Raw genomic sequence first — 26,127 nt, 5'->3', positions numbered from 1 at the left:
GGCATGAGGAGGGTGACTGAAGCCTGCTCGGTGAGAGCAAACCCGTAACTGCGAACAACATCGTTCGTTTCTCCCGTCAAGCAGCCCCTGTTGCTGCCTGACCCTTAGGGGAGATGGGGTGAAGTCAGCCTTATCACCCAAGTGACTCAATGGGGGTGGAAAGCCCCCTCAACTATTGCAAACACAGGCGGTCTCAGCGGTCGCCTTTTTTAGTGTCTTGGCGCGAATGGACATAGAGATGGACATAGGGCGCTTATGTCCACGGATGTCCACGACAGATCACCGCCTGGGTGGTTTCCGGTTCTGAGGCTTACGACCTGATGACGGTGCCTTGGTCAGTGGCTTCTGCTTCTGCTGCGGTGCCACCGGTGGTTGCTGCTGCTTGATGCCGGCGTCGGTCAGGGCCTGCTGCTTGGCTTCCTGACGGGCGATGGCGATCTGGGTGTGGCGGTAGGTCTTCAAGTACGCCGCATCGGCCATCTTCTGCGTGGTCTCCAGGCTCTGCTGCTTCCGCTGCTGACGCAGTTGCGCCTTGGATGGAGTCTTGGCTGATGGTTGCCGGCGGGTTCGACTGGGCTTGGCGGTGGCCATGGGTTGACTGTCTCCCTCCAGTCTGGCGAGGAGGAACCAGAAGCCTTTTCAGCGGGGAATGCTTTCAGCAGTTGCACCCGACCAATGACCCTCGACACTCAGATGACCATTGCGCTGCTGCAGGAGTTGCTCCTAGCGCTTCGTGACAACGACTCCAATGCCTTCAAGGCTTGGCTGTCTCTAGGCATCGAACGGCTTGGAGAGCCTGCTGCGATAGAGCTGATGTGTGATGGGCTGGACCCAATCCTCACGACAGAAGAAGCGGACAGGCTTGTCGGCTGGCACCTAGGGGTAAGCCTCTGACCCAGATGGGGGAGGCAGAGGGCTGAAATTGGGAAAATTTATGGCTCAGTTGGGGGATGTAAGAGTTAAAAGGTTGGTGAAAAATGATGATGGTGTCCGTGAGGTTACCTCCATTGAGGAAATCATCCCACCCAATAAGCAGTGCCATCTCCTGGACTGCAGTTCTTTTGCTTGCTTCAATTACATCAGGACCGGCAAACGCCATCATCCCTGATGACGTACACATGCGATGCCTCAAAGCTCCTGACTGGACAAAATGCCTGAACGGTTATTTTGATCCGATCAAGGCAAGATTTCTTAAGTGCGTAAGAAAACTCAGAGTGCATGAAAATGAATGCGTGGCTGACTTCAAAGCTTTAGACGAAGGGTTATCTCGCTACGCGAGAGAAAATTTTGTCGCAGATCTCTTTGCCCAGGCAGGAGTGCCCGTACTTATCGACAAAAAAGAATTTCCAAATTCTGCACCAAAGGAACTTGCAATCCTTTGCAAACAGGATGGCTTACAAGGCTTTTACTCTTCAAAGGACAAAGCAATAGTCATATGCACGCAGAATCAAAGCCATCCAGGAACAGGGTGGGGATTGGAAGTAATGATTCATGAAGCCGTGCACGCTGCGCAGCATTGCGTCGGAGGATCACTTAAAAAAATTCCACCAATAAGGAAGGCCTTCTTTTCGAAGACGTTATGGCCATCTGAATTTCGGGAGGTTATAGAACTATATGAGCCAGAAGACCAAGAGCTTGAAATAGAGGCGCGACAATTCAGTGGAGATTCATTTGATGTCGCAATTCTTCTAAATTACGCCTGTCAAAAATCATGAAAAAACAATTAATAGCCACATTTCTGATCCTTGGTTCATTTTTGCACTCGCCACTGCAAGCGAGGACAAATAAAACATGCGACGCTATCATCGTGGATGGCGACTATGATGCGAATCGATGGGCAGCTGCAATTGATAAAATAGTTATTTGCCATCAAAATCATCCATTAGACGAGCAATATCCTCTAATGATTAGCTTGCATCACTACCAGCTTGGTGAATACGAGAAGGCTTTTAAATGGGCAGTACGTGCTTTGGAGACAAGAGAGAGCAATACTGATGAATTCCCGAAAGGATCTAACGATTGGAAGGCATCGGTCTCATACAATGTGGTCCTGTCTAAGTATAAACACCTCATCACATACGACAAATCACTTGAGACAGCAAAAAGGAATCCAATGGCTTGGAGAAATGTTATTAAAAGCACAGAGATTGCCGCAGGAAGAGCAGGATGTCCGTCCTTTTTTCTGCCAGGCAGTAAATCATGGGGGCCTGCAGATTCTCAACTTGACGCTACGTCTAGGCTTAGCATTTGCTCCGGCCTGTCCAAAATTAATATTGCGGCCAGACATTATTATTCAGAGTTGGGGGAATCGAACACTTCCCTTGCTCATCCAGCCGATGAATGTAAGCAGCTCGCATCTATAATCAGTCGCCTTAGGAATGGCTACGACAAAAGAATCCTAACGTCACCAGAAATGACAGGAATTACATATGGCTCACTGGAAAAACTATGTGCCTATAAAAAGCAAGAACTTTTAGGTATTAATTCAAATACTTCCCCATGATTTCAGACAGATGAAACAGTTATTTGCATTTGCCGCATTTGCTCTTTGCCTTGCTGCACCGTCCACCGCAGCGCCGATTCAACACGTGAAGGACGACACCCCAATCGGTACTGAATTGATCATCGATGAAAATGGTCAATTTCTAGGGAGAACTCCGTCGGGGAAGATGGTCAATATTGAGCTTGATAATTATGATAGATGGTGGCTTGAGAAATCTGACCAAGAACAGTCCAAATGGCTTGATGTATATCTTGCGGCAGTCAGGTCTGGAGTGCTGCAACCCGGCATCACATTTGTCCAATTCATGAAAGTAGTAATGTTGAAGAATCTTTTACTTACAGATTTCACAAACTAGACCAGAAGGTAAAAGAAAGGGGCCTTGTTGCCGCTATCGATCTCCCGAAAAAAACATTCACCCCGTCGTAATGGCGGGGTTTTTACATAAGAGGTATTCCGTAAGCCACTGTCCCCACCGACTGGGACAACCTGAAGTTCCTGCCTGTGGGAAGTTTGTCAACCCCCAGCTAAGGGAAGTGTCCCCACCGAAAGGGACAGAAATATCCCCCGAATGGGGGAGGTGCTGTCGTGCCATTTCGGCAATTCTGTCATTAGATGAATCAAATTAATGAAAAGTCTTTCGCGCACTGTTGTTACTGGCGTTGCTGGTGTCCTTATGAGTGCAACCGCTTTTCTCGCGGTGAATGCCTTGATGCCTTCGACTGCTGGAGCGGAGCCTCTTTACCACTCGGGTAGTGGCAAGTACGGCGGCAATTCTTACCAGGATTCCAGCGGGAGGTATTACGACGATGATCCCATGTATGGACCGAAGGGCGGCTTGTATGGCGGTGGGGTTTTGGTCGATGAAGACGGCAAGCAATACGACTGCGATACCAGTGGCTTATGCACCCCCTTCTGACCAATCACCAGATCCTGATGTTGGTTCCCCGTGTCTTGAGCTTCTGCGGCATCACCTTTCACCCAGCAGGTCGCTCCAGGTCACTGATCCATATCCACCCTCTCGCAGCTGACGGCCACGCTCCTGCATCTGCCGTAACTCCTCCTCTGTACATCTGTCCCACCATTCCGGCCCACGACACCGGCGGCGGTAATCCTTCCACTGCTGCTCTTGAGTTTCTTCCGGTCTGCCCCGGTGACGGCGCTTTGGCATCAGCGCAATGAGCTCAATAACCGCCGGGAGATCAACAACGCGAAATGAAGGCTCTCGGCACAACCAAGAGCCCTCTGCCTGACGCGCCTTTGTATACGCCCCCTGATGGATTCGAACCATCGACCGACTGCTTAGAAGGCAGGAAAGTGGCCAGTCGTGGCAGTGCTTTTCCCAGTCATATCAAGGGTTTGTCCTGTTGGGGGGTCTTGGGGGAGGACAGAAATGGGGTCAAGGTGGACAAGGATTTGGCGGGTTTGTCTACTTTCGTGTCCCGTGACCGGCTGCCTCGAAAGCGGTACGTCAGCGGGGAATGCTTTCAGCAGTTGCACCTGACCAATGACCCTCGACACGCAGATGACCATGGCGCTGCTGCAGGAGCTGCTCCTGGCGCTGCGTGACAACGATTCCAATGCCTTCAAGGCTTGGCTGACTCTAGGCATCGAACGGCTTGGAGAGCCTGCTGTGATTGAGCTGATGTGTGATGGGCTGGACCCAATCCTCACGACAGAGGAGGCAGACAGGCTGGTCGGTTGGCACCTGGGGGTCAGCCTGTGACCCAGATGGGTGAGACAGACGGCCGAAATTGGGATGGGAAATCCCCCCAGTTGGGGGATACGCCAGAGACTGGTCAGAAGTGAGAGTGGTGAAAAAGTTTTAGAGCAATGAAGGAGTGCGTTTATCTGATCACCAATGGAGACCTCCACAAAATTGGCATTACTGCAAATTTTGAACGGAGGATGCGCGAATTAAAGCCAGATCATGTTCAAGCGAGGCTAAATCTTGATGGTGACGAGAATTTCACAGCGGCGGATGTTGAGCGAACGCTGCACGCTCGTTTCAGGCACCTGCGAATCCCTCAAACAGAATACTTTCGACTTGAAAATCAGGACATCCTTGAATGCTGCAACCTGATGAAATCATTTTCTGTGCAGTCAGAAGTTCCTTTGGGGGACTTCATCTCTGATAACCCTGAAAGTCAAATGGCCTATGAGGTTGAAACTGTGCTCTCAAAACTTGGGAAGAAGGCTCAGAGGCTCGAAGCGTCATTCGATCTTGCTGTTGAAGCTGGAGACGAAGAGTGGATGAGTGAAATACAATCTCGAGCCGCAGAGATCCAACAGGAAATCGATCAGTTCAAGGAGAAGCACAAGGATTTGATACCTCTTGATGCGTATGACGATGAGGAAGAGGATCTACCTAATGACAATGATTTAGATGACTCTGTTGTTGACGGCGAGGTTGCTGCACTACGGGCAGAACAAGAGAGGCTTGAAGAAGAGTTGAGAAGTAGAGAAGAGTTGATCAGCAAGCTTCAGTCCAGCAATAAGAGGAGGTGGGGCTTGTTCTGATCACCAGAGCTGAGGGCCCTGGCCGATCTTCAAGATCCACCAGGAACGAAAACAATACTTACATCAATCACAGCGATGGCAGCTCTACTTGGTGCCAGACGCTCGGCAACCAGACTTACTGCAACTGATTAAGTAGTCGGGAAGCCTGATGCCTAGCGACTGAAAGCTATACAAGACCCGACAAGGGGAAAGCAGGGGGCGTAGGTGTCGCTATCGGTCCCCCGACAAAACATTCACCCCGTCAGCAATGGCGGGGTTTTTTGTTGCTCCCTCAGTTGGGGGAAGCAGACGGCTGAAATCGGGGTGGAAAATCCCTCAGTTGGGGGATGCGCGGCGGTACGTCTCTCTAGAAGAATTAGGTCATGAAACAACTTTTGATTGCCTCTGCGGTAGTTGCTGTTTCTGTACAGTCAGCAGCCGCTAAAACTATCCACCTGACCTGCAAAGAAACCATGGTCCTAGAGGATACACATGTGATCAACACTGCTGGGCGCATCTCAAATATGCCGCAAGATCTAGACGACTTATGGACTCGAAGAGTGATGATCAATACGAGTACGGGAGTGTCTCAAATTCAGGGTTCAGCGTATAAGCTCACGATTGAACCTGAATTCTACAGATTGTCTGAAATATCTCAAGAGCCGCCTTCGCTTGCAGACTCCTTCTATTCATCAAGTCAAGTTGAAGTGAATCGCAAAGATTTGTCTTTCACTTATTCGTACTCATCTCTGACTCAAAAAGAATGAAGTTCGGAAGATACAACTTAGGAAGTCAGAAAAGCGAGGCAAGTCGTAAGTCGGAAGGTATTTGCACTATCACGCCAGCTCCTGCAAATAACAAGATTTAGTTTCTAGGGGCTTTTCTAGTTATCACCAGATCCTGATGTTGGTTCTTCGTGCCTTGAGCTTCTGCGGCATCACCTTTCACCCAGCAGGTCGTTCCACGTCACTAATCCATATCCACCCTCTCGCAGCTGACGGCCACGCTCCTGCATCAGCCGTAACTCCTCCTCTGTATATCTGTCCCACCATTCCGGGCCACGACACTGCCTGCGTGCATGGCTAATGGGTGTGGAGCTTTAACCCCAGTCAGGGGAAGTACACGGCTGAAATCATGCGGATCTATCCCCCAAATGGGGGATGTGATACTTGGTGGTTTGGGCGATAGTTAATAGATAGACAATCAAAGCTCAATGTTTGACCCGGTACTTCTTTTCCAGATGGCAGTAACCGCTCTCATAGTGCTGACCATGAAGCCTTTAAAGGTTTCATCTTATTCAAGTGCCAAGGAGGACATATTCAAGAGTCGATTTAATCAAGATGCTTTTATTTCGTCGGATGGCAAATCCTACATCTTGCATAGTGGGATGTGGATCGATGAGAGAATCTTGAATCGCTGACTTTACGCATAGCTTTTCTCTAGGAGCAAAATGGCTAATCGCAAAAAAAAGCTAAAGAAGACTGAGGTACTTGAGCTGATTAGTGTACTTCAGGCGTCAGGCAACATCACTATTGAGATGCTTCTGAACTTTGCAGAAGAAATCAATGGAGGCCCTTTCGCTGAGCCAACTGCAAGAAAGCCCAAGACAATAACTATGGCAACAATGAAGAAAGAAGTTCTAGCCAAGTTTGGATGCAAAACAGTAACGGAGCTAAGGAAGAATCGCACCTTTGAAATGGCATTCACGGGAGAGAAAGTCAACCTTAAGTCAACCGAAGATTGGCGAATTCAATATCGAAAGTGGATTGCTGTACCAGTTGATGAGCGCAATCAAAGCGGCGACACCTGTATCAACGGTATTGACGTACTTGAGAATTTCAGGCCATGGCACATCTTTGGTCTTGATTCTGCAACGGCGACTCCAAACGATGTCAAAGGGGTATTCCGAGACCTTGTCAAGATATATCACCCAGATGTTGGTGGTGACGCACGAGTCTTTGAGCGCTTGCAAAAGATGCGCGATTCCCTTCTGGCTTTGATGAACTAATCGGATTTAATAGCGATGAGAGACTTCCTTACTGACCGCGAAACGGCCAAAATCCTTGGCAAGCGAATTGACACTCTCTACAACACCGTCGATTTCTTTGATCGTTATGACGATGATGAGTGGGATCTAGTAGAGGGCGAACACTTTGAATTCGTTCAAAAGTCTGGCGAAATCAGAGAACGCAGGTTCACAGAAGAAGGTGTTGAGGCTCTGGCAAGATATTTTGAATCTCAAATACCTGGGATCCTTGATGGGGTCTTAGAGCTACTTACCAAGCGGCGGCACAAGCGCAAAAAAATGTTGGTATCCCGTCGAATCACTCAAGAATTGCTCGATCATGGTGGAATGGTGGCAATGAAGGACGGCCTCGCCTTCGTCAACAAGCGAACTACGATCAGAATTCTTCAGACCAACGGAAGGGGAATCAATAATTCTATTCGTCGACTAGCCAGTTCTGGTTCTTTAGAAGGACAAGAAGGAATTGAGATTGATAAGCATTTCATTGTTGACGAGAATGGCAGGAAGGCTTGGAGCCAAAAAGGGATTGCCAGCATCGCTGTGGATATGCGAAATAACTCTAAAATCACTAAGTCACGGAAAGCTTGGATGGACGCAGTAGGTGACGTTGTTGAGGTTTGCTTTGATCGTGAAATTAAACGACTTCAAAGCTCTGAACTTCGGATTTCCAAGGCAATTGAGTCAGCTAAACGAGCAGCCAATAAAACGTGCCAGGTAACTGGCAGCAAGCGTGCCAGAGGGCAATATCTAGAGCTTGACGGTCACCATCTCTTTGACAGGCATACCCGACCAGATCTCGATGATTTCCATGACAACATCCTGGTTCTGGACACTACCCTTCATAGGGAATTTCATTCCTGGATTGGAGGTCGACCTTGTATGCCAAAGGACTTCTCAGACTATTTGCATAATGTCCGAAGCGACTTGCTTGATAGCGTCAATTCACGCTCTGCAGAGCGGCAGGCCAATTTGTTTGCCAGACTTCATCGGCTTCAAAAGAATTACGAGGACTTCAAGCTCCGATATTAAGCATCGTCTGCTGGGCTGCTTTGTGGTTGTCGCTATCGATCTCCCGACAAAACATTCACCCCGTCGCAATGGCGGGGTTTTCTTTTATTTTCTTTCAAGCAACAGTTCCTATTAGCGCATTAAGTGTGGAAGTTTTGACTTCCTACAGTAATAGATATAATTGTCGATCAGCTTGATGCGTCTATTTTCGGAAATGCAGGGGCTTGTTTCAGTCAGCCCTAATCGTCTTTGTTCATCAGCACAATCAAGCCAAATCTTTCTATCGGATGCTTTGGTGGGTACGCAGTAGTTAAATCCTGCTTCGCCCGTGAACCCCGTGGGGCATCGTGCAGAGGCAGGCGCAGTGTTTAACATTAGTGCTGTAATTGAACCAGCTATTGCAACTGAAAATGCTTTCATGAATTGTTTCATAAATTGATTTGGCAAATGCAAGCTCGGTTAAATCATGGCGACAAATAATCAGTTGGGCTTCGATGCACCAGCATCCTTACACTTTTTGTGCTTTTGAAACTTAGATGAACTTGTAGACCTGCAGAGGTATCGAATTGACCCTGATTTAGACGATGTCTTCTGCCAGTAGTAACCGTTCTTGGGAGCACCTTCGGCAAGCACTGCGGCGGACGCAGGGAAAGCAGGAGCTAATAGAAGTGTGCCCAGGCTGAGGGGAAGAAGTAGTCGGATCATCGGTTTCGGCGTGAACGACGGTAGTCCCATGGTTTCTGGTTTGGTCGATACGGACCCCAGACACCAATACTCCTTTTACTAGCTGCGGCTTCAGCAGATAGGTAAGCAGCGCGATCACATTGACCGAGGTACTTCCGGTAGGGGTACGCCGCACCCAGACGGATCATCTGAAGGTTGATGTTGGTAGTCCCGCTGTAGACCTCCGCAACAGTTCTCCCGTAACGGTCCTTGGTCTGAGGCTTGAGGCTGATGGACTTTCCCTTGATCAGCCCCTTGAGGGTCTTGGTAGCCCATTGACCACTGTTCCCCTGACTGGTTTCTGGAGCGTCGATACAAGCCAGTCGGATGGTGACTCGATTGCCCTTGCCGTCCTTAACCCTGATGGTGTCTCCATCACCGACAGAGAGCAAGGCAACTGGACCAGAGACAAGTCCAATAGAGCGTTTAGATGATGCACCAGAGCCTCGATGGCAATGACGATCACCTGTCTTTCTGTTGTTATGGCAGCCGCTGGAGTCCAACCCGCCACCATGCGCGAAGGCAGCAGGAGTAGCAGCCAACAAAATCGTTGTTGAGAGGAAAAGGACTGGGATCCTCATCGCCTAATGGTGGCCAGCCAACTGACTTTGAACCAGTCAGTTGTGGGCGAGGCTTGCGTTGAAAAAGTCCTGCCGTCTTAGGAGGTGAACGCCTGCTGGCGTGGCAGATGGGAACAGTGCTGTGACCCAGATGGGGGAGGCAGACGGCTGAAATCGGGAAAGTAAATGGCTCCGTTGGGGGATTTGCTTTTCAGCGAGAACGGCGATGGTGAAGAGGTCCAGGAGGGATGACCTCCACAACTTCAAAATTCAAATGACGAACACTCAAGTTTCTCTGAAGCAAGTTCACCATGAAGTCGAGTCGATTAAAAAACACAATCACGACGATGTCATGGTTGCGACTTCTGACCTTAAACAAGCAGCACTTCGCCAGCTTCCTTGCGGTATCGCTCATGCAATAGGCGGGCCAATTGCTTGCATCTATTACAGTGCTAAAACCCAGAATTGGACCCCTACACTTGTTGGGACAGCTGTTGGTGTTGTTGGACTACCCCTTGCATTTTTGGATTATGGCTTAACTCTTTGCATCGGAGCACCCACTGCTGCAGCTGTTTTGCACATATCTAATTCCAGTGAAAAGCGCCGTAGGTTGGGAATTACGATGCCAGAAGAGGCTGATGCTCTAATGGCTAAATTCTCAAGTTTTTAGAGTTTTAGAGTTTGTCGGGAAGCCTGAAGCCTGATGGCTGAAAGCGATACAAGACCCGACTACGGTAAAAGCAGGGGGTGTTGTTGTCGCTATCGATCTCCCGACAAAATCTCACACATTAAACAAATCAAATGAAACTTTTTACTTCAATCGCAATCTCTGGATTGGTCGCAGCTTCTGCTGTTATCGGAGGAGTAGCACAGGCAGTAACAACGCCTTGGACAGATTGTGCATTTATGCGTCCCAATCAACCGGTAAAGTCTATAAATTGCAGGTTAAGTCATACTCGCAATGGCTCAATTAAAGTTCAATGGGCCGATGGAGTCTCTGATAGCTTTCAAAGGCTTGGGGCGGGATCACTTAGGGACTCAAGGGGCGGACGATGGATAGTTAAAAAAGATTATTACGAAGGCAAAGAGATGATGGTCTTTGAGTCTATGGAATCAAAAACAGTTTTTGTGATCTCAGAATGGTAGCCATCAGGCAAGGATTCAGGCGCGATTCCCCGTCAGCAATGGCGGGGTTTTTAGATTCCAGCCTTAATCGCTTTAATCACAGCCTGGGTGCGGTCTTTGACGCCCATCTTTCCAATGATGGAACTGACGTGAGTTTTCACTGTCTCTGCACTCACAAACAAAGTGACAGCAATCTCCTTGTTGGTCATCCCGCAGGAGAGCACTTTCAGTACCTCCATCTCTCGATCAGATAGTTCAGGCAAAATCTCAATGTCCTCATAGCCCGCCGCCGTCTGAACGTCCTTTGGGTAGTAGTTCCCGCCTTCGGCAATGGCTGACAGGGATCTGATGAAATCACCATCGATGCCTTTTCCCAAGGAGCTGACGAACATCACGCCCTCTGCAAAGGCATCCAAGGCTTCTCGCACAACAGCCTGCGTCTCTCGGTGGAGGAACAACAAGGTTCTTGTCTTAGGGCTGAACTCCTTAACGTGTCTTGCAAGGCTGAGGCCGTAGCCCTGCTCAAGGTTTTCCGTGACGAACAAGAGGTCAGGGGTTTTCTGCTGGCAAGCATCAGCTGCCTCTTCCTGAGTGGTGTAGGCCCCTATCAAGGTTTCGCTGACGACAGGAACAAGACTGAAGGAAGCAAGGGTCAGGAGGTCACCCATACAAGCCACCGCCGACTTACCAGCCAAGAGAGGCTTGCCCTGGTCAAAGGCTGAGCGGATCTGCGCGGAACGAAGCGGAAACTCCATACCAGGCTTTGTGTCTCCCCCATTATGACCAGCAAATTGGCTTCAGGACAGCACTTTTGGGTGATGTGGATGGAGGGGTGGAACGGCGATGGTGAAGAGGTCCAGGAGGGATGACCTCCACACACCACTTTCAACTCATGAAACTCTTCAACACAATCGCTGCCGCTGCTGTCGCTATCGGCGCGTCAATTACTGCAGCTTCTCCTGCCAATGCTTCATATCATCACTGTTACAGAAACGAAAGCGGTAATCACATCTGCATCCATTCAGTCAGGAAATCTACAAATTTCTACCGTGACGGGATGAAGTATGTGGTGGCTTCGGTAAACGGTGGCGCTCGCGATGGAATGTGGGTTGAATGCCCGACTCATATACAAGCCAACTACAAGGAAAATATGTATGGCATTGCTTGTTATCAATTTGATTGATCCCAGCTTTATCACTTATCGCCAAATCAACCATTAACCGCAAAAATCTACTTATCGCTAATCAATCATGAATCTCAAAAATCTTGCTATTGCTGCATCTCTATCCCTAGCGGCTCTCACTATCTCGACCACGCCTGCCAAGGCTGGCACATGCTGGGCATGGAATCCAAGCTCGTCGCGCACAGTTCAAGGTGAATATTGCAGGGTGAGCAAAAGAGTCAACGCCAATGGCCACACAGTTATTGATATTGACTCGGGAACCGTTGTCATCTGGGATGACAATACCGCCGAGGTTCTTCACAAGAATATTCCTTACCAAAAGCGTTGGTTTAGCTGGAGTATTGACAAACAGGGTGATTATCAACTCCATGGCGCACCCGGCTACTCGTTTTCATTCCGCTTTTGACAACAAAGTGTCGGGAAGCCTGAAGTCTGAGGGCTGAAAGCTATACAAGACCCGACAGGGGAAAGCAGGGGGCGTGGTTGTCGCTATCGATCTCCCGACAAAACATTCACCCCGTCAGCAATGGCGGGGTTTTTATTAAATGCAAGCTTGCATAAATCAGTGCAGTTGGATGACAGTTTCGACATGAACGATGGCAGACCCATTGCTACTGGTTAGTTAGGTCGAGATATACAACCGCTGATTTCACGGCCATCGGCCTGTCGCTGATCAACCCCTGGAGCCTGAATGGCCGATCCACCTGATCCCATCAACAAACAGTGCGTCCTCGGCATCGACGCCGCCTGGACGGCCCACAACCCCAGTGGCGTGGCCCTGGTGCAACGGGTTGCTAAGGGCTGGCAATGCCTGGCTTTGGCCCCCAGTTATGAGGCCTTTCTTGCCCTGGCTGCGGGCATTCCCTGGGAGCAGAGCCAGAAAGCCCAGGGCAGTGAGCCCGATCCCGAAGCGCTGCTGGCGGCCTGCCGCCAGTTGGCAGGGCAAGCCGTGGACTGCGTGTCGGTCGACATGCCTCTGGCCACAACACCGATCACCAGCCGGCGTGCCGCCGACACCGCCATCGCCAGCCGCTTCGGGCCGAAGGGTTGCGCCGTTCACAGTCCCTCCGCGTTGCGTCCCGGTGCCATCGCCGATCAGCTGCGCGAACGCTTCGGCGAACTCGGCGTTCTTCTGCACACCACACCCCCCCATCGCCAAGAGCCGGCCCTGATCGAGTGTTATCCCCATGTGGCCCTGCTGGCCTTGCTCAACCGCGACTACCGCGTGCCCTACAAGGTGAGCCGCTCGGCTCAGTACTGGAAGGCGGAACGGCCTCCGATTGCTGAGCGAATCAAACGTCTGCTCGCGGAGTTCACTGCCATCCACCAGGCCCTCAGCCAGCACATCAGCGCCATCCCGCTCACCCTGCCCCAACCCCACGAGGTGACCACGCTCTCGTCGCTCAAGCCCGTGGAAGACATGCTCGATGCCCTGATCTGCGCCTGGATCGGCATCGAACACCTCGAAGGCAGAACTGTTGGCCTGGGGGATGCCACCGCGGCGATCTGGGTGCCGATCAATCCGCCGGCAGCTCCACACCTTCATCCAGTGCCATCAGCACCATCGCCTTGAAGTCGTCGTCCGCAAGATCGCTGTAGGCCTCGCGCAGCTCCTGAAACAGAAAGCTGATCACCTCACCGCCGGCTTCACGGGCTGCTTCTACATCAGGGTGGCGGCGCACATGCTCCAGATAAGCCTTCAGCCAGTGGCGCTGCTCAGGAGTCGCCTGCCGCACGAGCTCCCGCAGCCGTTCTGGCTGCAACCGCGGTTCGAGCATCTGCAGCAATTCCGCAGCAGATCTGCGACTCTTTGCGGGAGGATGACCCTCCACGGCCATGAAGGCCTCAAACTCCTCCTCCACCCGCAATGCCTGGGCGGCCTGGTAGCGCTCCATCGCCCGCACCGCCTCCATTGGCACATCGCCGTCACGCAGTGCCTGGGTGATGCCGTTTTCCAGCAGCATCGCCGCCAGACCAGACATGGAGCGGCCCGTCACTTCGGCCCAAGCCCACAGCAGCACGCCATGGGCTGGCGCGGTGGGTGTCACCGACAGCCGGGCATTGGCCTTGAATGGAGCCAAAACAGACATCGTGTGCACATCAGACCAACCAATTGAAGCAAATTTGCTGCATATCTGCAGCAAACAAGCCGCAGTCACCCAGCTGGCCAAAGGCTTGTTAGAGGGAGCGGAATTTGGTTCCTTCTGTTTTCTCGCAGAAGACCTTTGCATCAGTCGTGCCTAGCCGCTTCTCATAGGGATCTTCGAGAGCATCGAGTTGGGGGCGAAGAAGGTCTAACTGCTCCTTTTCCCAAAAAGCTCCATCAATCACATCCCTACCGATTGGTCTTTCCCCACGCTTGGTTTGCAAGTGCTGTCCGATCAGTCGGTCTCTTGCGATTTTGAAGTTGGCGCATTGCGCGGCTCGATCCACTGGCTGCTGACAACTTGCCAGTAGGAGAGCCGTTGCTAACACTGCTATTCGACGCATTGGTACCAAAGCGTTGGGTCGCTTCAGATGGTGTTCTTTCAAGCTATCGATCTGAACCCAGCAACGGCCAAGGCGCCTCTGGCGCTACCAGTACCTACAAGATCTCGTCGGGAACCATGGTCAGGTTCTGCTGCAGCTCAGCCGTGATCGCTCTGTTGCTCGCCCTGCTGGCGGGGGTCCCCGCGCCGGCCCGCGCAGCCACCCCCTGTGAGCTCGGGCCCGGATCACCCGCAACGGTCCCGGAGATCAAGCCGGGATTCCTGAAGGGCTATCTCGAGCAGGAGGCGATGGCCAATGCCCTGGCCCTGCTCGAGGGTCCGCCGCCTGCAGGCAGCGCCGCTGCAGCCCTCGATCAAGCCCAGGCCAACGCCAGCTTTGCGCTGCGCGACTCAGCCCGCTGGACGCTCGCCGCCAGGGATGCCGATCTGCACTTCCCGGCAGCGGCGATCAGCTTCTCCTGCGCCCTGGGCGTGCCGATCAACGCAACAGACACGCCCAGATTGCTGCTGCTGATGCGCCGCAGCATGACCGATCTGGGGCTCTCCACCTACCCCGCAAAGAACCGCTACCAGCGCAAGCGCCCGTTCATGGTCAACAACCAGCCCATCTGCACACCTGCAGACGAACAGGCCCTAAGCGCCAACGGCTCCTATCCCTCGGGCCACACCGCAGTGGGCTGGGGATGGGGATTGATCCTGAGCACGATCGCGCCGGAACGCAGCGACGCACTGATCGCCAGAGGCCGGGCCTTCGGTGAAAGCCGCAGCATCTGCAACGTGCACTGGATCAGTGATGTGCAGGCCGGTGAGTTGATGGGTTCAGCAACCACCGCCAGGCTTCAGGCTGATCCGGTCTTCCAGGCCGATCTCCAGGCAGCACGCCAGGAAGTGCAGGCGCTCAGAGCCCGGCAGGCCCAGCCCAATGGCGACTGCACCTTGGAGGAGGCTGCTTTAGCGATTCGCCCTTAGCGAAGGAAGGAGGCAGGGCACTCAGCCGAAGGTCTTCAGCAGCGCGAGTGCCTCCAGCTCCACCACCAGAGCGCAGCAGCGCTCAATCCATTCATCGTCGAGCAGCATCGCCCGCGAGGTGATGTTGGGATCCATCTGCCAGTTGTGCAGAAAGAGCACGGAACTGAGGCAACGCAACGCGGCCAGTTGAAGATCAGCCCAGGCATCGCTGAAGCTGTAGTCCGTAACGCCGTGGGTCTGCAGGCTCTGGTGCCACTGCCTGCAGAGGTCGTGCAGCCGCCCTCGCCTGGCGGGCATCGGCACGCTGCCGCCGATCAGGAAGGCGAGATCCATCGCAGCCATCGAGCGGGTGGGGGTGCCCCAGTCGAGGAGCACAACATCACGCTGAGAAGCGTTCCTGGCAAACAACACATTTTCAACCCGCAGATCCCCGTGAACCAGGGTGAAGGGCCTCTGGGCGATGGCCGCATCGATGGCCTGGGAATGCTCGATCACCGAAGCGATCGCTTCAAGAGCTTCAGGGTCCACACGCAGCTCGTAATCCTCGAGGAAGCTGCGGTGAAACGCCAACAACGTCTCGCTGCTGCCTTGAAACCAGAACTGGTGATCGGGCAACCAGTCGAGGTTCAACAGCGATGAAGACGTCCAGAAGCGGGCATGCACCCCGGCCATGGCCTCGAGAACCTTCCCGCAGGCCATGGCATTGATGCCGCGCACCTGATTCCCTGCGGCCATCATCGAGAGGTCTTCCAGCAACAACCAGCGCCCCGCATCGCTGATGCCATTGCCCGTTGCGTAGACATGCGGCACCAACGGCGACAGTTGAGGAGCCAATGCGCGATAGAAGCCCACCTCCCTTTGAAAGGAATGGAGACGATCCGCCAGGTCGCGACCAACCGGATCATCACTATCGATCTTGAGAATCAACGACGGCGGCAGAGCGCCTGAGGGGCCTCGCGGCTTGAGACGCATCGTGTTCGAAGCAAATCCCTGAGGCACACCCAGAGCTTCAATCTCAAGTAGCTCGACGCAAAGATTCAATTGCGCGCTGAGCCAGTCCGAATCAACCGCATCACCAGAAGGAAGAACCGGCATCAAGGCATCCGCTTGCGGCTTGCGCAACACTGAACCATTCAACCCTCAAAAGCAGGGACAACCCGATGCAGCCCATGGCCAAGCTGGCAGAACTCAAGCTCAAACGTGTTCAGCAGCTGAATACGGCCGATAGCCCATTCCTGATCCGCAAGCACAAAGAGATGCTCAATTGGATGATGCGCACGTTCGGACTGGACACCTACGGCTTGACCTGGGCGCAGTTCGGCAAAGGGGTGGGTCTGGGTGCCCTGGCCACGTGGCTGCTGCTGCGTTGAAACAACGGATCGCTGAATGCTGATGAAGGCGAACATGCCACTCCTGGCAGCTGTTCTCAGCTGCGCGCTCTGCGGAACAGCGGCCTGCAAGACCGCCACCAGCCCAGTGCAGGTGTCGCAAACCCAGCAGCAGCGCAGTGATCGCGTTGTGGGCTATTGGACGTCCTCCTCCGGTGCCGACATCACTCTTGCCTACACAGGAAGGGCCGAAAGTCTCTGGATCCAGGTCTTCCCCAAACCGGGGCGCGCCGATCCACGCGTGGATTACACGGCCCGCTGGTTGAGCAACGACCTCTTCACTTACACGGATCTCAGTGGGTCCACCATTGAAGGCCGCGTTTCAGCGAACGGAACCATGGTTGAGCTCAGAGGAGCCGATGGCTGGAGTGGGATCTGGCGGCGCAAGCGCTGATCCCTAACCAAACGATCGCGACAGCGGAGAAAGGGCATTCCCCGTAGAAAACCGAGGTTGCCATTCAGCAAGCCCTAGACAACAACGAAAGGAGTCACCTCGATCGTGCTGCTTAAGGTGAGGCTGGCATGAAAAATTTCAAACACCGTGTCGATCCGCTGCGCTTCAAATTTAGAGATCTCCAATGTCACAGCGAGGTGATCGAGAAAGTAGCGCTCATCTGGTTCAAAAGGGCCATCGGAACGCATCAGTTCTGAGGCCATGGCATAGGCCGTCATGCCCTGTGCTTTCGTAAGACACTTTGCCGCATGAAGCATCATTTGATGAGCCCCATCAGAACGCCGTAGCTCCAGGAGTTCATCCAACAGGGCAATCATTTCGCCATCAGCCATTCGACAAAAAGGCTCGCGATAATCCAAAGCATGACGAAAGGCCCGCGTGCCCGCTTTTGTGAAATGACTGTCCCAGGACACAGCTGCAAACCCCACAGCTGCAAATGCCGTTAGAGAATCCATAACCAGGTAATGGCGAACCACCGTTATGGCTTCGGCTCAGCAAGCGTTGTTGTGGCAGCCAATACAAGCCTGAAGCCTTAAGCGGATTGACTGACCGATCAACACGATCGCCGAGCCGTGGCACGCATTTCATGGACAAGCAAATCCTGGGCCAGAAGGGTGAGAGCAAGACCCATCAGAGCAAGAGCCAAACCCTGATTGCAGTCAGACGCAACCGCTACATTCCGGGATAACTCCAGATGTTTTTCCCAAGAAAAATGCATCCAGCCCAGTCGTCGGAGTACTTTATAAACCGATCAGCTCTTCCGATGTGAGTGATCAGCTGCACTCAGAAACCTTCCGTAATGCCCGCAATGTATTGAGCTGACCATGTTTCCCTGCCATTGGTTGCAAACACTACGGTTTTAATTTGCTTCATCCAAAGTTCTGGATTACGTTCCGATTGCAAAGCCACTAGCCAATGGAACCAATCGCATTGACTCTGGGACAGAAATTTGAAATCGAGAAATTCTCCCGCGAGATTGATAGCTCTAACGATCCGCAGGCATTGCGCAGCATTGCCAAGGATCTTTTAGTCGCCTGGAAACAGCAGCAAGCCGCCTCAGCCTGGGTTCTTCGTCAAACCTATGGCCTCTGAATACTGTTTTCACCATTCCGACTCCACCATTTCAAAAAACATTGAACACCAATCAAATGGTCACTACAATTACGATGGAAATTGACGCATTGCGTCTACTTCACACTGCTGTGGCTGAAGCTTACGCAAAGTGGCCCGGCGGCGACCCCAATGAGCAAGCCTGCCTGCTCAACATGAAAACCCAGCTGTATGCAGCCTTGATGGACCATCTCCTCGAATGCGGTTCGATCTGAAGAATTCAAACAAGAGCACTGGCTTGGCGTCTCGCTCCTGCAGAAGGCAACGATTGCGTTGAAGCAACTCAGAACACGCAAAAGCGCACATCCACAGCATCACCATTGAGCACCCTGTAGCGGTACAGGCCGGCACGGGGCGTTCGGATCCGCCGATAGCCCGCGGGTTCGGCCATGGCATCGGCCTCCTCGCCCGGATAGAGCACCATCACCTGCAAAGGAACCGCTTCGGGGCGTGGATCAAGGCGTGGCTCGATCCGCCACTCCTGAGCGCCACCCAGTTGCAGCGTGAGCTCCACCGGCGCTGCTCCGGCGTAAGTGCCGCAACTGGATCCCCTTGCGAATTGAATCGGCACCACCGGAATCGGCGCTGCCGAAGCCGCTGCATTCAGCAACGGCAGCAGCATCAATGCGAGCCCAGAACGAAACAAACGACGCATGGGCGATGCAGTAGCTCGTCGGATGATGATGGTTGAAAGCCACAGCGTCACGCTCAACATGATCCGCATTGCACCGGTTGTGGGTAGGGCAGTGCTCGCCGAATCCTGGGTGTGCACCGGGCCAGCCAGGGTTTTGCAATGACCAACGTGCACTTGCCCCAGGCATGGGATGCCCGCTACCAGCACGGGACGGACGGCTGGGAGCTGGGCAAGGCCGCTCCTCCGCTGCAGGCCTTTCTTGAGCACCACCCCAGGGCACCCCAACCCGAGGGGACGGTGCTTGTTCCTGGATGCGGACGCGGCCATGAAGCCGCGCTGCTGGCCCGCCTGGGCTTTGAGGTGATCGGGCTGGATTTCAGCAGCGAAGCCATCCGCGAAGCGCGGCGCTTGCATGGCGAGCACCCACGCCTGCGTTGGCTGCAGGCCGATCTCTTCGATGCCGATGCCCTCAGCGGGGCAGGCCTGGCCAGCGGCAGCCTCAGCGGCGTGCTGGAGCACACCTGCTTCTGCGCCATCGACCCCAGCCAACGGGCGCACTACCGCAGCACAGTGGATCGCCTGCTGCGGGCCGAGGGTTGGCTGCTGGGCTTGTTCTTCTGCCACCCCCGCCCAGGCGGTCCCCCCTTCGGCAGCGACCCGGAGCAACTGGCTGCGAGCTGGGCGCAGATCGGTTTTTACCCCCTGATCTGGGAGCCGGCCCGGGGCTCGGTGGCCGGCCGCAGTGAGGAGTGGCTTGGCTTCTGGCGCAAACCAGAACAACGCAGCGCCTGAGATCCGCGATCAGCCAGGACTCTGCGCGTCGCAGGCATCCAGGGTGATGCGCCATTCGCCGTTGTCGCCTCGCTCCTGCAGAAAGCCACTGTTGCCTTTGCTCCACCAGGTCACGGCTTGATCCGCGCTGTAGCGGACACCGGCGGTGTCCACCACGAGGGCGGCCGTCCCACGATGGTGTGGGGTGAAGCCTGAACACTCAAACCCGGCCTTAAGGCAGCCATGGCAGATGTAGTTACAAGCCAGGTGTCGGTGCGGGATCTCAAGACCCACCTATCCGAATGGCTCGGCCGCGTGCAATCCGGTGAGGTGGTGGAAGTCGCCTCCCGTGTAGTTGCGGGGGCAAACGACGTTGCTGAGCAACATCGTGATTGAGGGTCGGGGTTGAGCTGGTGATCCTCTTTTGTCACACCAGTGACTTGATGAAGTTGCTGGTTGACGAAGCCCAATCAGAGCAGCTGCGACAGATCAGCACCACTGTTGATGCCATCGCGGTCTGCGGGATCACCGAGGCCGAAGCAATGGCAACCATTGATGGAAACAGCTGGGCGATTTGCTGATGACTACGCCTGCTTCGATCGGCGACGCAATCAGGCCGCCAAGCTCTTCAAACTGGAGGTGCGTCCATCACAGAGATGGGCCTGAGCGCTGCAGCCATGAACCCTGCCTGTCGATGAAGAACGTCAGCTCGCAACCGTGAAGCGCGCGATCATGTCGTCGTAATCGGCATCGCCGAGACCGAACAGATCTTCAATCCCCCAGCCGTTCGCACCGACACCATTGAAATGCTGTTGTCCATCGCGATTGGCAGCTGCAAACGCGAAGTACTCCTCCCGCTGCGTCGCATTGATGAGCATGGGTGCATACAGCCGGCCCGCTTCAGCCTCAAACGCAAACGATTCAATCGCCTGATCAGCCGGCTGGAGGGTGCTGCCACTGGTGCTCAGGCGATTGGCCGTGCTGCGAGCCGCAGCCGCATACCCAGGATCACCCGGCAGCAGAGTGACACCACTGATCGGATCAAGCACCCCTCCGTCTTCACCGGTCACCATGTAAAACAACAGCGTTGAGTCATCAGCGGCTGAACGGCTGATGGATCCAGACACAGTCACCGATGCACCGGCAGGCAGCGACGTGGTGTCGATCAGATCCACAGGGTTGAGGTTCTCTCGACCGCGGGGCAAGTCTGTTGCTTGATCCGTTGAAGCGACAAAACTGGCATAGAAACGACGACCGTCCGGGTCCTGATAAGCGTCAATCGTTTGCCCACTCGTCGTGTCGTGAATCGCCGTGCCAAGCAAGGCGCCAACAGGCTGAAGGTTCCAGGGATTGCGAAGCACAGGGCCATCAATTTCCACATAGGTGGATGTCATCGCACCATCAAGATCCAATGTGATGGGCACCGTGTGATCCTGGCTTGGAACGGTGAACGGTCCGGCGGCGGCCCCGGGTGCATCGGGAGCATTGCCAGGCCCGCCGGGGTTGTAAACAACCTGGTAGCCATCCCCGGAAGGCATCCGCACCGACGTCAACCTGCGAATCGCCTCGAGATCACCTTCGAGAATGATGTCGTAGTAATTATCGTGATCTTCAACATAGGCAGCATTCACCGTGGTTCCAGCAGGGGCAAGATCGGCCAGACCGATCACTTTCAGCGACCCGTCTGGCCCGATGTCGTAGTGCTGGTCAGCCTCAGTGATCGAAACAACAGACCCATCGCGGCTCTGGGCTTCCAGAATGAAATAGTTGCTGAAATCTCCAGGAAGAAGACTGGCAATGCCATCCGGTGAAAACCCGGCGCTGGTGTACAACCGCAGTCGATACTGAGCCGCTACTCCATACAGATCGGCGCCATCATTATTTGCCGAAGTCCCGCCCACAGCAGCAGGACCACCTTCACCAAGAGGGCTGTAATAATTAAGTTTAGCTGCAACAAGCTTCGGACCATTGCCCTCCACATAAGGATTTTGGCTGGCAATGCTCAAACCCACTGCGTCCACAGGCCCCTGAGCCGAGAGCATCTGCAATGGTGTTGTGTTATTCACAATGCGCACTGAAACGGGGAATCTGGAACCACTCACATCGGGCGCAAGTCTGTTGCCAAAATCGCCAACAATGACAACCGTCTGCCGTTCATTTTGTTCAAGGTTGGGCAGGAAACCAGCCAGAACCGGTGACACCACCGATCCATCGTTCAAGACCACTTCAAAATCACTGCCGTCGCTGTCCAGCGTGGTTGGCAGCACCGGATAACTGAACACCAATGGCATGGTGTCCTGCAGCAGCAGATTGACGCCATATTGAGCAGCAATCCCAACCACACTGGCACCAGAGGTCAGCGCACGCGTGGCTGGATTGAGGCTGGGGTCAACCAATTCCCAGGCAACGTTGGAAGCAGCAGCAGCTTGCTGGGCATTGCTGCCCTGCAAACCCGGAACCCCCATATAGCCATCAAATCCGAAATTACCGGTAAAGAACTTTGCTTCATCGGCAAACAGATCCGCGTTGTAATTGATCGGCGTCAAAAGCGATGAAGCACCACCGGTGGTAACGGCAAGATCGTTATTGATGAAATCGAGAAGGGGATCAGCCCAAGTCGTGTAGCGAATCGCCATGGGGCTTCCAGCTCAATTTTGTGCAACCTAATGAGGAGCCCCTGATCCCGAAGCTGTCAAACGCAACACCAGGGCGATTGTCATAACACGAAAAAACAACCACCTCTTAATCCACTTCCTGATCAGTCGTACCTTCGGCGCCTCAACGCCCCACAATCGATCAGAGAGAGCTTGCGTGCACGGCAGGCCTCCTGGATCACGACGAGTCGCTGCTCAGGCGTGTTGGCTCCCTCTTGTTCCAGCAGCGCAAACACCAGTGGGCTGATCAAACCGTCCTGCAGAAGCTGTTGGTTGGTTTGGGAGAAAGCCTGCTTCCCATCGAACAAGGTCAGGCCGAACGACAAACCGAGCGCGATCAGGGGCTTCATCAACGCTTGAAGGAGCCGGCCGAAGAGTCGCTCCTGGCGCTGCTCTGCGCGTCGCAGGCATCCAGGGTGATGCGCCATCGACCGTTCTTGCCGCGTTCCTGCAGGAAACCACTGCTGCCCTTGCTCCACCAGGTCACGGCATGATCAGCGCTGTAGCGGGCACCGGAGGCGGAGGCCACCTGGGGCAAGGTGAGGCGACGCCCGTCGGGCAGGCGCAGGCGCACGAACGCCAGTGACTGATCACTGAGCGAGCCGTAGTGCGCCTCAATGATCTGGCCCCCGCCGCAGCGGTAGCGAATCAACTCCCCCGGCAGCACCGACAGTGCGATCAAACCAGCGATCAGGCTGCCGGGCACGGTGAACACAGGCATGGGTTCAGAGGGCTTATCGCGTCACGGTCATGATGACGTTGTCCACAGGCCATGCCGCTGGACGCAACCATCACCCGCAGGACGCATGAGTTGTCACCGCCACCAGTGGCCACCGGTCTCCATCGCCAGCAGGGGCTTGGTTGCACTCGGCGTCGGGCTGGGCATCACTTTGGGCGGCACCTCAGCACTGGCCCAGATGCGTGGACCGCGCATCGGCAACGTGCGCGATGTGACCTGCGTGGCCAACTGGGAACGGCGCTTTCAGGTGATCAGCCCAGGGGTTTGGGAAATGACCATGGGCGTCAACGACCCGGATCCATTCATCTTCCGTGAGACACGCCGCTCCACACAGTCGATCAATCTGGAATTGATTCAGAACAGCCGGCTTCAAGCCATTCTCAACCTGGGGAGACAACGCATCAAATACATCATCCCCGGGATGGAATCAGACCCGCTCTACTTCAAGATTCAGTCGTACAACATCAATGGCGAAAGCTGCTGAAGCGGAACCCGATTGGCTCGCCACATCAGCACTCACTCAGACGGCGACGGATGATCATTGCCCCGGCGCAGCCGGGCCCCATCCCACAGATCTCTCGAAAGAATGTCTCTGAGCTGCTGCAACACCGCTTGTTTGCTCTCGTTCCAGGCGGACGCATTGATGGCGATCAGATACTCATGCTGCACGCCTGTTCCCCTGATGCGTGACGCCACAATCGCCAGATCGTCATAACCAAAGGGGAAGGCAACGCCTGGCGAAGCGCCAAGAATGCCTTCGGAAACAAACAGAAGAAAATCAAACAGCACCGGGCTGAAATACTCCTCATCCGCACGCAAGTCACCGCACGCCACCATCTGTTCTCTGGTTTGCGGTGTATAGGTCACAAACGAGAAGCACAGGGGATGGCCTGTGTTCTGAAGGTACAAACCCCTGAAACGCTGGCGACTCATCAGGGAGATTCCCGACGCATCAGTGAACTCTCCCATGCAGGCACAGGCGCTGATCAGGGCCAAGATGAAGGATGAGCCGATCAGCATCTGCCCATGATTCGCGCCAGAGCTGCCGTGGCCTGGGCTCCCGGTGAACCCCTCGATGTCACCGAGATCGACGTGGCCCCGCCCCAGCCCGGGGAGGTGCTGCTCAAGGTGGTGGCCACAGGGGTGTGCCACACCGATGCCTACACCCTCTCGGGAGCCGATCCCGAAGGACTCTTCCCCGCGGTGCTGGGCCATGAAGGCGGCGCCGTTGTGGTGGAGGTGGGCGAGGGGGTGAGCTCCGTGGCCGCCGGCGACCACGTGATTCCGCTCTACACGCCGGAATGCGGCAGCTGCCGCTTCTGCCGCTCCGGCAAGACCAATCTCTGCCAGGCGATCCGCAGCACCCAGGGGCGGGGGCTGATGCCCGATGGCACCAGCCGCTTCTCCAAGAACGGGCGGATGATCCATCACTACATGGGCACCTCCACCTTTTCGGAATACACCGTGCTGCCGGAGATTGCCGTGGCGCGCATCAACCCCGAGGCCCCCCTCGAGAAGGTCTGTCTGCTTGGCTGCGGTGTCACCACCGGCATCGGCGCCGTGCGCAACACCGCCAAGGTGGAACCCGGCAGCTCCGTGGCCGTGTTCGGTCTGGGCGGCATCGGCCTGGCTGTGATCATCGGTGCCGTGCAGGCCGGTGCTGAACGGATCATCGGCATCGACATCAACCCAGCCAAGTTCGCCATCGCCGAGCAACTGGGAGCCACGGAATGCATCAACCCTCAAGACCACAACGCCCCGATCCAGGAGGTGCTGATCGAGCGCACCGATGGCGGCGTCGACTACTCCTTTGAGTGCATCGGCAACGTGGAGGTGATGCGCGCAGCCCTGGAGTCATGCCATAAGGGCTGGGGTGAATCAACGATCATCGGCGTGGCGGGAGCTGGCCAGGAGATCAGCACCCGTCCCTTCCAGCTGGTCACCGGCAGGGTGTGGCGCGGCTCCGCCTTCGGGGGGGTGCGCGGTCGCTCCGAACTGCCGGGTTTTGTGGAGAGCTTTCAGAACGGAGAGATCCCTCTCGACACCTTCATCACCCACACCATGGGCCTCGAAGCGATCAACAACGCCTTTGCGTTGATGCACAAAGGAGAGAGCATCCGCTCCGTCGTTCATTTCTGAAGGTCCCGACCCATCCAGTCGCCATGGAACTGATCAGCACCCACCGCTGCTTCAACGGAGAACAGCGGCGTTACCGACTGCACGCCGAAACGCTGCACAGCGACACCACGGTGAGTGTGTATCTGCCCCCCGCCGCGCTCAGCGCAGCGTCGCGTGCTGCTGCCCTGCCCGCCCTGATCTGGCTGTCAGGTCTCACCTGCAGCGATGAAAACGCGGTGCAGAAGGCGGGCGCCCAGCGACTGGCCTCCGCGCTCGGGCTGGCCCTGGTGATGCCCGACACCAGCCCCCGTGGCGATGCGGTGCCCAGTGATCCAGAGGGACACTGGGATTTCGGCCATGGCGCCGGCTTCTACCTGGATGCCGAACAGGAGCCATGGCAGCAGCACTACCGCATGGCCAGCTATGTAGTGGAGGAGCTCCCGGCCCGGCTCAGCGCAGCCTTGCCCCTGGACCCCAACCGCCTGGGCCTGGCTGGTCACTCCATGGGCGGCCATGGGGCCCTGGTCCTGGGCTTGCGTCACCCGCAGCGCTTCCGCTCGGTTTCGGCGGTGGCACCGATCTGCCATCCCAGCGCCTGCCCCTGGGGGCAGAAGGCCTTCAGCCATTTCCTCGGAAACAGCGCCGAGGCCCAGGCCCGCTGGCGGGCCTGGGATGGCGTGGCCCTGCTCGAGGATGGTCATCGCCGGAACGACGGCCTGCTCGTGGATGTCGGCTCCGCCGATCCTTTTCTGACAGAACAGCTGCGCCCCAACGACCTCAAGGCAGCGGCCGAGCGCTGCGGCCAGCCGCTCACGCTCACTGTGCATGAGGGGTATGACCACAGCTATTTCTTTGTGGCCAGTGTGATCGACACCCACCTGCGCCATCACGCCTCAGCCCTCGGGCTCAAGCTTGATCGCTGAGCTGCTGCGATCGCTTCAGTGCATCGAGGTCGAGCTTGAGATCTGGCTTCAGCCGCAGCACTTTCCACAGGAGCATGGCGACACACTGCTCATCTGAGGCGCCGTAGTCGTACTGCCAGTCCTTCACCATCGCCGTGAGCTCCTGCTGGGCAGCCGTGATGAAGCCATCAGTCCATTCCTCCATCAGCTCTCCCAATCCATTCAGAAAATGTAGAGCGCACATCCACGGCATCACCGCTCAACAGCAAGCGACC

37 protein-coding genes, 1 tRNA gene and 1 pseudogene are annotated in these 26,127 nt (G+C 55.0%); 24 read left to right on the top strand and 15 right to left on the bottom strand.

Features of this window, described 5'->3' with window-relative positions; translation table 11 throughout:
* Positions 1 to 279: 279 nt before the first annotated feature.
* Positions 280 to 591 (bottom strand): hypothetical protein, encoded by a 312-nt coding sequence (locus KQ296_RS03960; RefSeq protein ID WP_011932821.1) that lies wholly within the window; start codon positions 589 to 591, stop codon positions 280 to 282.
* Positions 592 to 675: 84 nt separating this feature from the next.
* Between KQ296_RS03960 and KQ296_RS03955 the strand changes: the two genes are divergently transcribed.
* From KQ296_RS03955 to KQ296_RS03935, 5 genes are all read left to right on the top strand, one after another.
* Positions 676 to 894 carry a hypothetical protein gene (locus KQ296_RS03955; protein ID WP_041428440.1) on the top strand — a complete coding sequence of 73 codons (219 nt, stop codon included), beginning with the start codon at positions 676 to 678 and terminating at the stop codon, positions 892 to 894.
* Positions 895 to 1,007: 113 nt separating this feature from the next.
* Complete coding sequence (locus KQ296_RS03950; RefSeq protein ID WP_259726350.1) at positions 1,008 to 1,715, top strand: hypothetical protein; 708 nt, start codon at positions 1,008 to 1,010, stop codon at positions 1,713 to 1,715.
* On the top strand, positions 1,712 to 2,503 hold the full coding sequence (locus KQ296_RS03945) for a hypothetical protein (RefSeq protein ID WP_011932818.1): 792 nt from the start codon (positions 1,712 to 1,714) through the stop codon (positions 2,501 to 2,503). The genes KQ296_RS03950 and KQ296_RS03945 overlap by 4 nt, the downstream gene beginning before the upstream one ends.
* 10 nt (positions 2,504 to 2,513) lie before the next feature.
* Positions 2,514 to 2,858, top strand: coding sequence for a hypothetical protein (locus tag KQ296_RS03940; RefSeq protein WP_011932817.1), 345 nt, complete (start codon positions 2,514 to 2,516; stop codon positions 2,856 to 2,858).
* Between the two features lie 318 nt (positions 2,859 to 3,176).
* A complete protein-coding gene (locus KQ296_RS03935; protein ID WP_259726349.1) occupies positions 3,177 to 3,419 on the top strand; it encodes a hypothetical protein in 243 nt (80 codons plus the stop codon).
* Positions 3,420 to 3,767: 348 nt separating this feature from the next.
* Here KQ296_RS03935 and KQ296_RS03930 read toward each other — a convergent pair.
* A tRNA-Ser gene (locus tag KQ296_RS03930) sits at positions 3,768 to 3,832 on the bottom strand.
* A gap of 175 nt (positions 3,833 to 4,007) precedes the next feature.
* Between KQ296_RS03930 and KQ296_RS03925 the strand changes: the two genes are divergently transcribed.
* From KQ296_RS03925 to KQ296_RS03905, 5 genes are all read left to right on the top strand, one after another.
* A complete protein-coding gene (locus tag KQ296_RS03925; protein WP_011932814.1) occupies positions 4,008 to 4,226 on the top strand; it encodes a hypothetical protein in 219 nt (72 codons plus the stop codon).
* Between the two features lie 107 nt (positions 4,227 to 4,333).
* Complete coding sequence (locus KQ296_RS03920; RefSeq protein WP_011932813.1) at positions 4,334 to 5,020, top strand: GIY-YIG nuclease family protein; 687 nt, start codon at positions 4,334 to 4,336, stop codon at positions 5,018 to 5,020.
* A 362-nt stretch (positions 5,021 to 5,382) separates the two neighbouring features.
* Positions 5,383 to 5,766, top strand: coding sequence for a hypothetical protein (locus KQ296_RS03915; RefSeq protein WP_259726348.1), 384 nt, complete (start codon positions 5,383 to 5,385; stop codon positions 5,764 to 5,766).
* 683 nt (positions 5,767 to 6,449) lie between these two features.
* Complete coding sequence (locus KQ296_RS03910) at positions 6,450 to 7,007, top strand: J domain-containing protein (RefSeq protein ID WP_011932812.1); 558 nt, start codon at positions 6,450 to 6,452, stop codon at positions 7,005 to 7,007.
* Between the two features lie 15 nt (positions 7,008 to 7,022).
* Positions 7,023 to 8,054: a hypothetical protein gene (locus KQ296_RS03905; RefSeq protein ID WP_011932811.1), complete on the top strand. Its 1,032-nt coding sequence runs from the start codon at positions 7,023 to 7,025 to the stop codon at positions 8,052 to 8,054.
* A 680-nt stretch (positions 8,055 to 8,734) separates the two neighbouring features.
* Here KQ296_RS03905 and KQ296_RS03900 read toward each other — a convergent pair.
* A complete protein-coding gene (locus KQ296_RS03900) occupies positions 8,735 to 9,148 on the bottom strand; it encodes a thermonuclease family protein (protein ID WP_259726356.1) in 414 nt (137 codons plus the stop codon).
* A 66-nt stretch (positions 9,149 to 9,214) separates the two neighbouring features.
* Positions 9,215 to 9,337: pseudogene (locus KQ296_RS03895) on the bottom strand (YHYH domain-containing protein); the annotation flags it as partial.
* A gap of 253 nt (positions 9,338 to 9,590) precedes the next feature.
* Here KQ296_RS03895 and KQ296_RS03890 point away from each other — a divergent pair.
* On the top strand, positions 9,591 to 9,986 hold the full coding sequence (locus KQ296_RS03890) for a hypothetical protein (RefSeq protein ID WP_011932808.1): 396 nt from the start codon (positions 9,591 to 9,593) through the stop codon (positions 9,984 to 9,986).
* A gap of 526 nt (positions 9,987 to 10,512) precedes the next feature.
* On the opposite strand, the gene KQ296_RS03885 is transcribed toward KQ296_RS03890, so the two are convergent.
* The gene (locus tag KQ296_RS03885) at positions 10,513 to 11,196 is read right to left on the bottom strand and encodes a response regulator transcription factor (RefSeq protein ID WP_011932807.1); all 684 of its coding nucleotides are present in this window, start codon (positions 11,194 to 11,196) and stop codon (positions 10,513 to 10,515) included.
* A 110-nt stretch (positions 11,197 to 11,306) separates the two neighbouring features.
* Here KQ296_RS03885 and KQ296_RS03880 point away from each other — a divergent pair, with 110 nt between their 5' ends.
* The 3 genes from KQ296_RS03880 (at position 11,307) to KQ296_RS03870 (ending at position 13,197) form a co-directional block, all read left to right on the top strand.
* Positions 11,307 to 11,624 (top strand): hypothetical protein, encoded by a 318-nt coding sequence (locus KQ296_RS03880; RefSeq protein ID WP_011932806.1) that lies wholly within the window; start codon positions 11,307 to 11,309, stop codon positions 11,622 to 11,624.
* 67 nt (positions 11,625 to 11,691) lie between these two features.
* Positions 11,692 to 12,030, top strand: a complete 339-nt coding sequence (locus tag KQ296_RS03875) for a hypothetical protein (protein ID WP_011932805.1) — start codon at positions 11,692 to 11,694, stop codon at positions 12,028 to 12,030.
* Between the two features lie 285 nt (positions 12,031 to 12,315).
* Entirely contained in the window at positions 12,316 to 13,197 is an 882-nt protein-coding gene (locus tag KQ296_RS03870; RefSeq protein ID WP_011932804.1) for a DUF429 domain-containing protein, read from the top strand.
* On the opposite strand, the gene KQ296_RS03865 is transcribed toward KQ296_RS03870, so the two are convergent.
* Complete coding sequence (locus KQ296_RS03865) at positions 13,142 to 13,714, bottom strand: hypothetical protein (RefSeq protein WP_011932803.1); 573 nt, start codon at positions 13,712 to 13,714, stop codon at positions 13,142 to 13,144. The genes KQ296_RS03870 and KQ296_RS03865 overlap by 56 nt on opposite strands.
* A gap of 543 nt (positions 13,715 to 14,257) precedes the next feature.
* Here KQ296_RS03865 and KQ296_RS03860 point away from each other — a divergent pair.
* On the top strand, positions 14,258 to 15,082 hold the full coding sequence (locus KQ296_RS03860) for a phosphatase PAP2 family protein (protein ID WP_259726347.1): 825 nt from the start codon (positions 14,258 to 14,260) through the stop codon (positions 15,080 to 15,082).
* A gap of 21 nt (positions 15,083 to 15,103) precedes the next feature.
* Here the strand turns inward: KQ296_RS03860 and KQ296_RS03855 are convergent, their stop codons facing one another.
* Positions 15,104 to 16,207 carry a phosphotransferase gene (locus KQ296_RS03855; protein WP_011932800.1) on the bottom strand — a complete coding sequence of 368 codons (1,104 nt, stop codon included), beginning with the start codon at positions 16,205 to 16,207 and terminating at the stop codon, positions 15,104 to 15,106.
* Positions 16,208 to 16,251: 44 nt separating this feature from the next.
* On the opposite strand from KQ296_RS03855, the gene KQ296_RS03850 reads away from it, so the two are divergent.
* Together KQ296_RS03850 and KQ296_RS03845 are read left to right on the top strand one after the other, a co-directional pair.
* A complete protein-coding gene (locus tag KQ296_RS03850) occupies positions 16,252 to 16,452 on the top strand; it encodes a hypothetical protein (RefSeq protein ID WP_041428798.1) in 201 nt (66 codons plus the stop codon).
* Between the two features lie 34 nt (positions 16,453 to 16,486).
* A complete protein-coding gene (locus KQ296_RS03845; RefSeq protein WP_255486314.1) occupies positions 16,487 to 16,864 on the top strand; it encodes a hypothetical protein in 378 nt (125 codons plus the stop codon).
* Between the two features lie 74 nt (positions 16,865 to 16,938).
* On the opposite strand, the gene KQ296_RS03840 is transcribed toward KQ296_RS03845, so the two are convergent.
* Positions 16,939 to 17,400 (bottom strand): tellurite resistance TerB family protein, encoded by a 462-nt coding sequence (locus tag KQ296_RS03840; RefSeq protein ID WP_399240274.1) that lies wholly within the window; start codon positions 17,398 to 17,400, stop codon positions 16,939 to 16,941.
* Between the two features lie 439 nt (positions 17,401 to 17,839).
* Here KQ296_RS03840 and KQ296_RS03835 point away from each other — a divergent pair, with 439 nt between their 5' ends.
* Both KQ296_RS03835 and KQ296_RS03830 read left to right on the top strand, forming a co-directional pair.
* Positions 17,840 to 18,016, top strand: a complete 177-nt coding sequence (locus KQ296_RS03835; protein ID WP_011932796.1) for a hypothetical protein — start codon at positions 17,840 to 17,842, stop codon at positions 18,014 to 18,016.
* 110 nt (positions 18,017 to 18,126) lie between these two features.
* The gene (locus KQ296_RS03830; protein ID WP_259726345.1) at positions 18,127 to 18,249 is read left to right on the top strand and encodes a hypothetical protein; all 123 of its coding nucleotides are present in this window, start codon (positions 18,127 to 18,129) and stop codon (positions 18,247 to 18,249) included.
* 68 nt (positions 18,250 to 18,317) lie between these two features.
* Here KQ296_RS03830 and KQ296_RS03825 read toward each other — a convergent pair whose 3' ends face one another.
* Positions 18,318 to 18,689 (bottom strand): hypothetical protein, encoded by a 372-nt coding sequence (locus KQ296_RS03825; protein WP_011932794.1) that lies wholly within the window; start codon positions 18,687 to 18,689, stop codon positions 18,318 to 18,320.
* Positions 18,690 to 18,827: 138 nt separating this feature from the next.
* On the opposite strand from KQ296_RS03825, the gene KQ296_RS03820 reads away from it, so the two are divergent.
* Positions 18,828 to 19,460 (top strand): methyltransferase domain-containing protein, encoded by a 633-nt coding sequence (locus KQ296_RS03820; protein WP_011932793.1) that lies wholly within the window; start codon positions 18,828 to 18,830, stop codon positions 19,458 to 19,460.
* A 9-nt stretch (positions 19,461 to 19,469) separates the two neighbouring features.
* Here the strand turns inward: KQ296_RS03820 and KQ296_RS03815 are convergent, their stop codons facing one another.
* Positions 19,470 to 19,733: an MliC family protein gene (locus tag KQ296_RS03815; RefSeq protein ID WP_011932792.1), complete on the bottom strand. Its 264-nt coding sequence runs from the start codon at positions 19,731 to 19,733 to the stop codon at positions 19,470 to 19,472.
* Between the two features lie 149 nt (positions 19,734 to 19,882).
* Here KQ296_RS03815 and KQ296_RS03810 point away from each other — a divergent pair, with 149 nt between their 5' ends.
* Positions 19,883 to 20,020 carry a hypothetical protein gene (locus KQ296_RS03810; RefSeq protein ID WP_259726344.1) on the top strand — a complete coding sequence of 46 codons (138 nt, stop codon included), beginning with the start codon at positions 19,883 to 19,885 and terminating at the stop codon, positions 20,018 to 20,020.
* Between the two features lie 123 nt (positions 20,021 to 20,143).
* On the opposite strand, the gene KQ296_RS03805 is transcribed toward KQ296_RS03810, so the two are convergent.
* From KQ296_RS03805 to KQ296_RS03795, 3 genes are all read right to left on the bottom strand, one after another.
* Complete coding sequence (locus KQ296_RS03805) at positions 20,144 to 22,075, bottom strand: DUF4114 domain-containing protein (protein ID WP_011932790.1); 1,932 nt, start codon at positions 22,073 to 22,075, stop codon at positions 20,144 to 20,146.
* Positions 22,076 to 22,197: 122 nt separating this feature from the next.
* Complete coding sequence (locus tag KQ296_RS03800) at positions 22,198 to 22,443, bottom strand: hypothetical protein (protein WP_011932789.1); 246 nt, start codon at positions 22,441 to 22,443, stop codon at positions 22,198 to 22,200.
* Complete coding sequence (locus KQ296_RS03795; RefSeq protein ID WP_011932788.1) at positions 22,443 to 22,814, bottom strand: MliC family protein; 372 nt, start codon at positions 22,812 to 22,814, stop codon at positions 22,443 to 22,445. The genes KQ296_RS03800 and KQ296_RS03795 overlap by 1 nt, the downstream gene beginning before the upstream one ends.
* A gap of 85 nt (positions 22,815 to 22,899) precedes the next feature.
* Here KQ296_RS03795 and KQ296_RS03790 point away from each other — a divergent pair, with 85 nt between their 5' ends.
* Positions 22,900 to 23,316, top strand: a complete 417-nt coding sequence (locus tag KQ296_RS03790) for a hypothetical protein (RefSeq protein ID WP_011932787.1) — start codon at positions 22,900 to 22,902, stop codon at positions 23,314 to 23,316.
* A 32-nt stretch (positions 23,317 to 23,348) separates the two neighbouring features.
* On the opposite strand, the gene KQ296_RS03785 is transcribed toward KQ296_RS03790, so the two are convergent.
* Complete coding sequence (locus tag KQ296_RS03785; RefSeq protein ID WP_011932786.1) at positions 23,349 to 23,765, bottom strand: hypothetical protein; 417 nt, start codon at positions 23,763 to 23,765, stop codon at positions 23,349 to 23,351.
* Between the two features lie 93 nt (positions 23,766 to 23,858).
* Between KQ296_RS03785 and KQ296_RS03780 the strand changes: the two genes are divergently transcribed.
* Both KQ296_RS03780 and fghA read left to right on the top strand, forming a co-directional pair.
* On the top strand, positions 23,859 to 24,971 hold the full coding sequence (locus KQ296_RS03780) for an S-(hydroxymethyl)glutathione dehydrogenase/class III alcohol dehydrogenase (protein WP_011932785.1): 1,113 nt from the start codon (positions 23,859 to 23,861) through the stop codon (positions 24,969 to 24,971).
* Between the two features lie 23 nt (positions 24,972 to 24,994).
* Positions 24,995 to 25,873, top strand: coding sequence for an S-formylglutathione hydrolase (gene fghA / locus KQ296_RS03775; protein WP_011932784.1), 879 nt, complete (start codon positions 24,995 to 24,997; stop codon positions 25,871 to 25,873).
* On the opposite strand, the gene KQ296_RS03770 is transcribed toward fghA, so the two are convergent.
* Entirely contained in the window at positions 25,857 to 26,096 is a 240-nt protein-coding gene (locus KQ296_RS03770; protein ID WP_011932783.1) for a hypothetical protein, read from the bottom strand. The genes fghA and KQ296_RS03770 overlap by 17 nt on opposite strands.
* Positions 26,097 to 26,127 lie beyond the last annotated feature (31 nt).

Origin of the sequence: Synechococcus sp. CS-197 (assembly GCF_025128215.1) — a bacterium.
Lineage (GTDB): Bacteria > Cyanobacteriota > Cyanobacteriia > PCC-6307 > Cyanobiaceae > Synechococcus_C.
The sequence above is the reverse complement of the archived record's forward strand: the minus strand, read 5'-3'. Positions and strand labels throughout refer to the sequence as shown.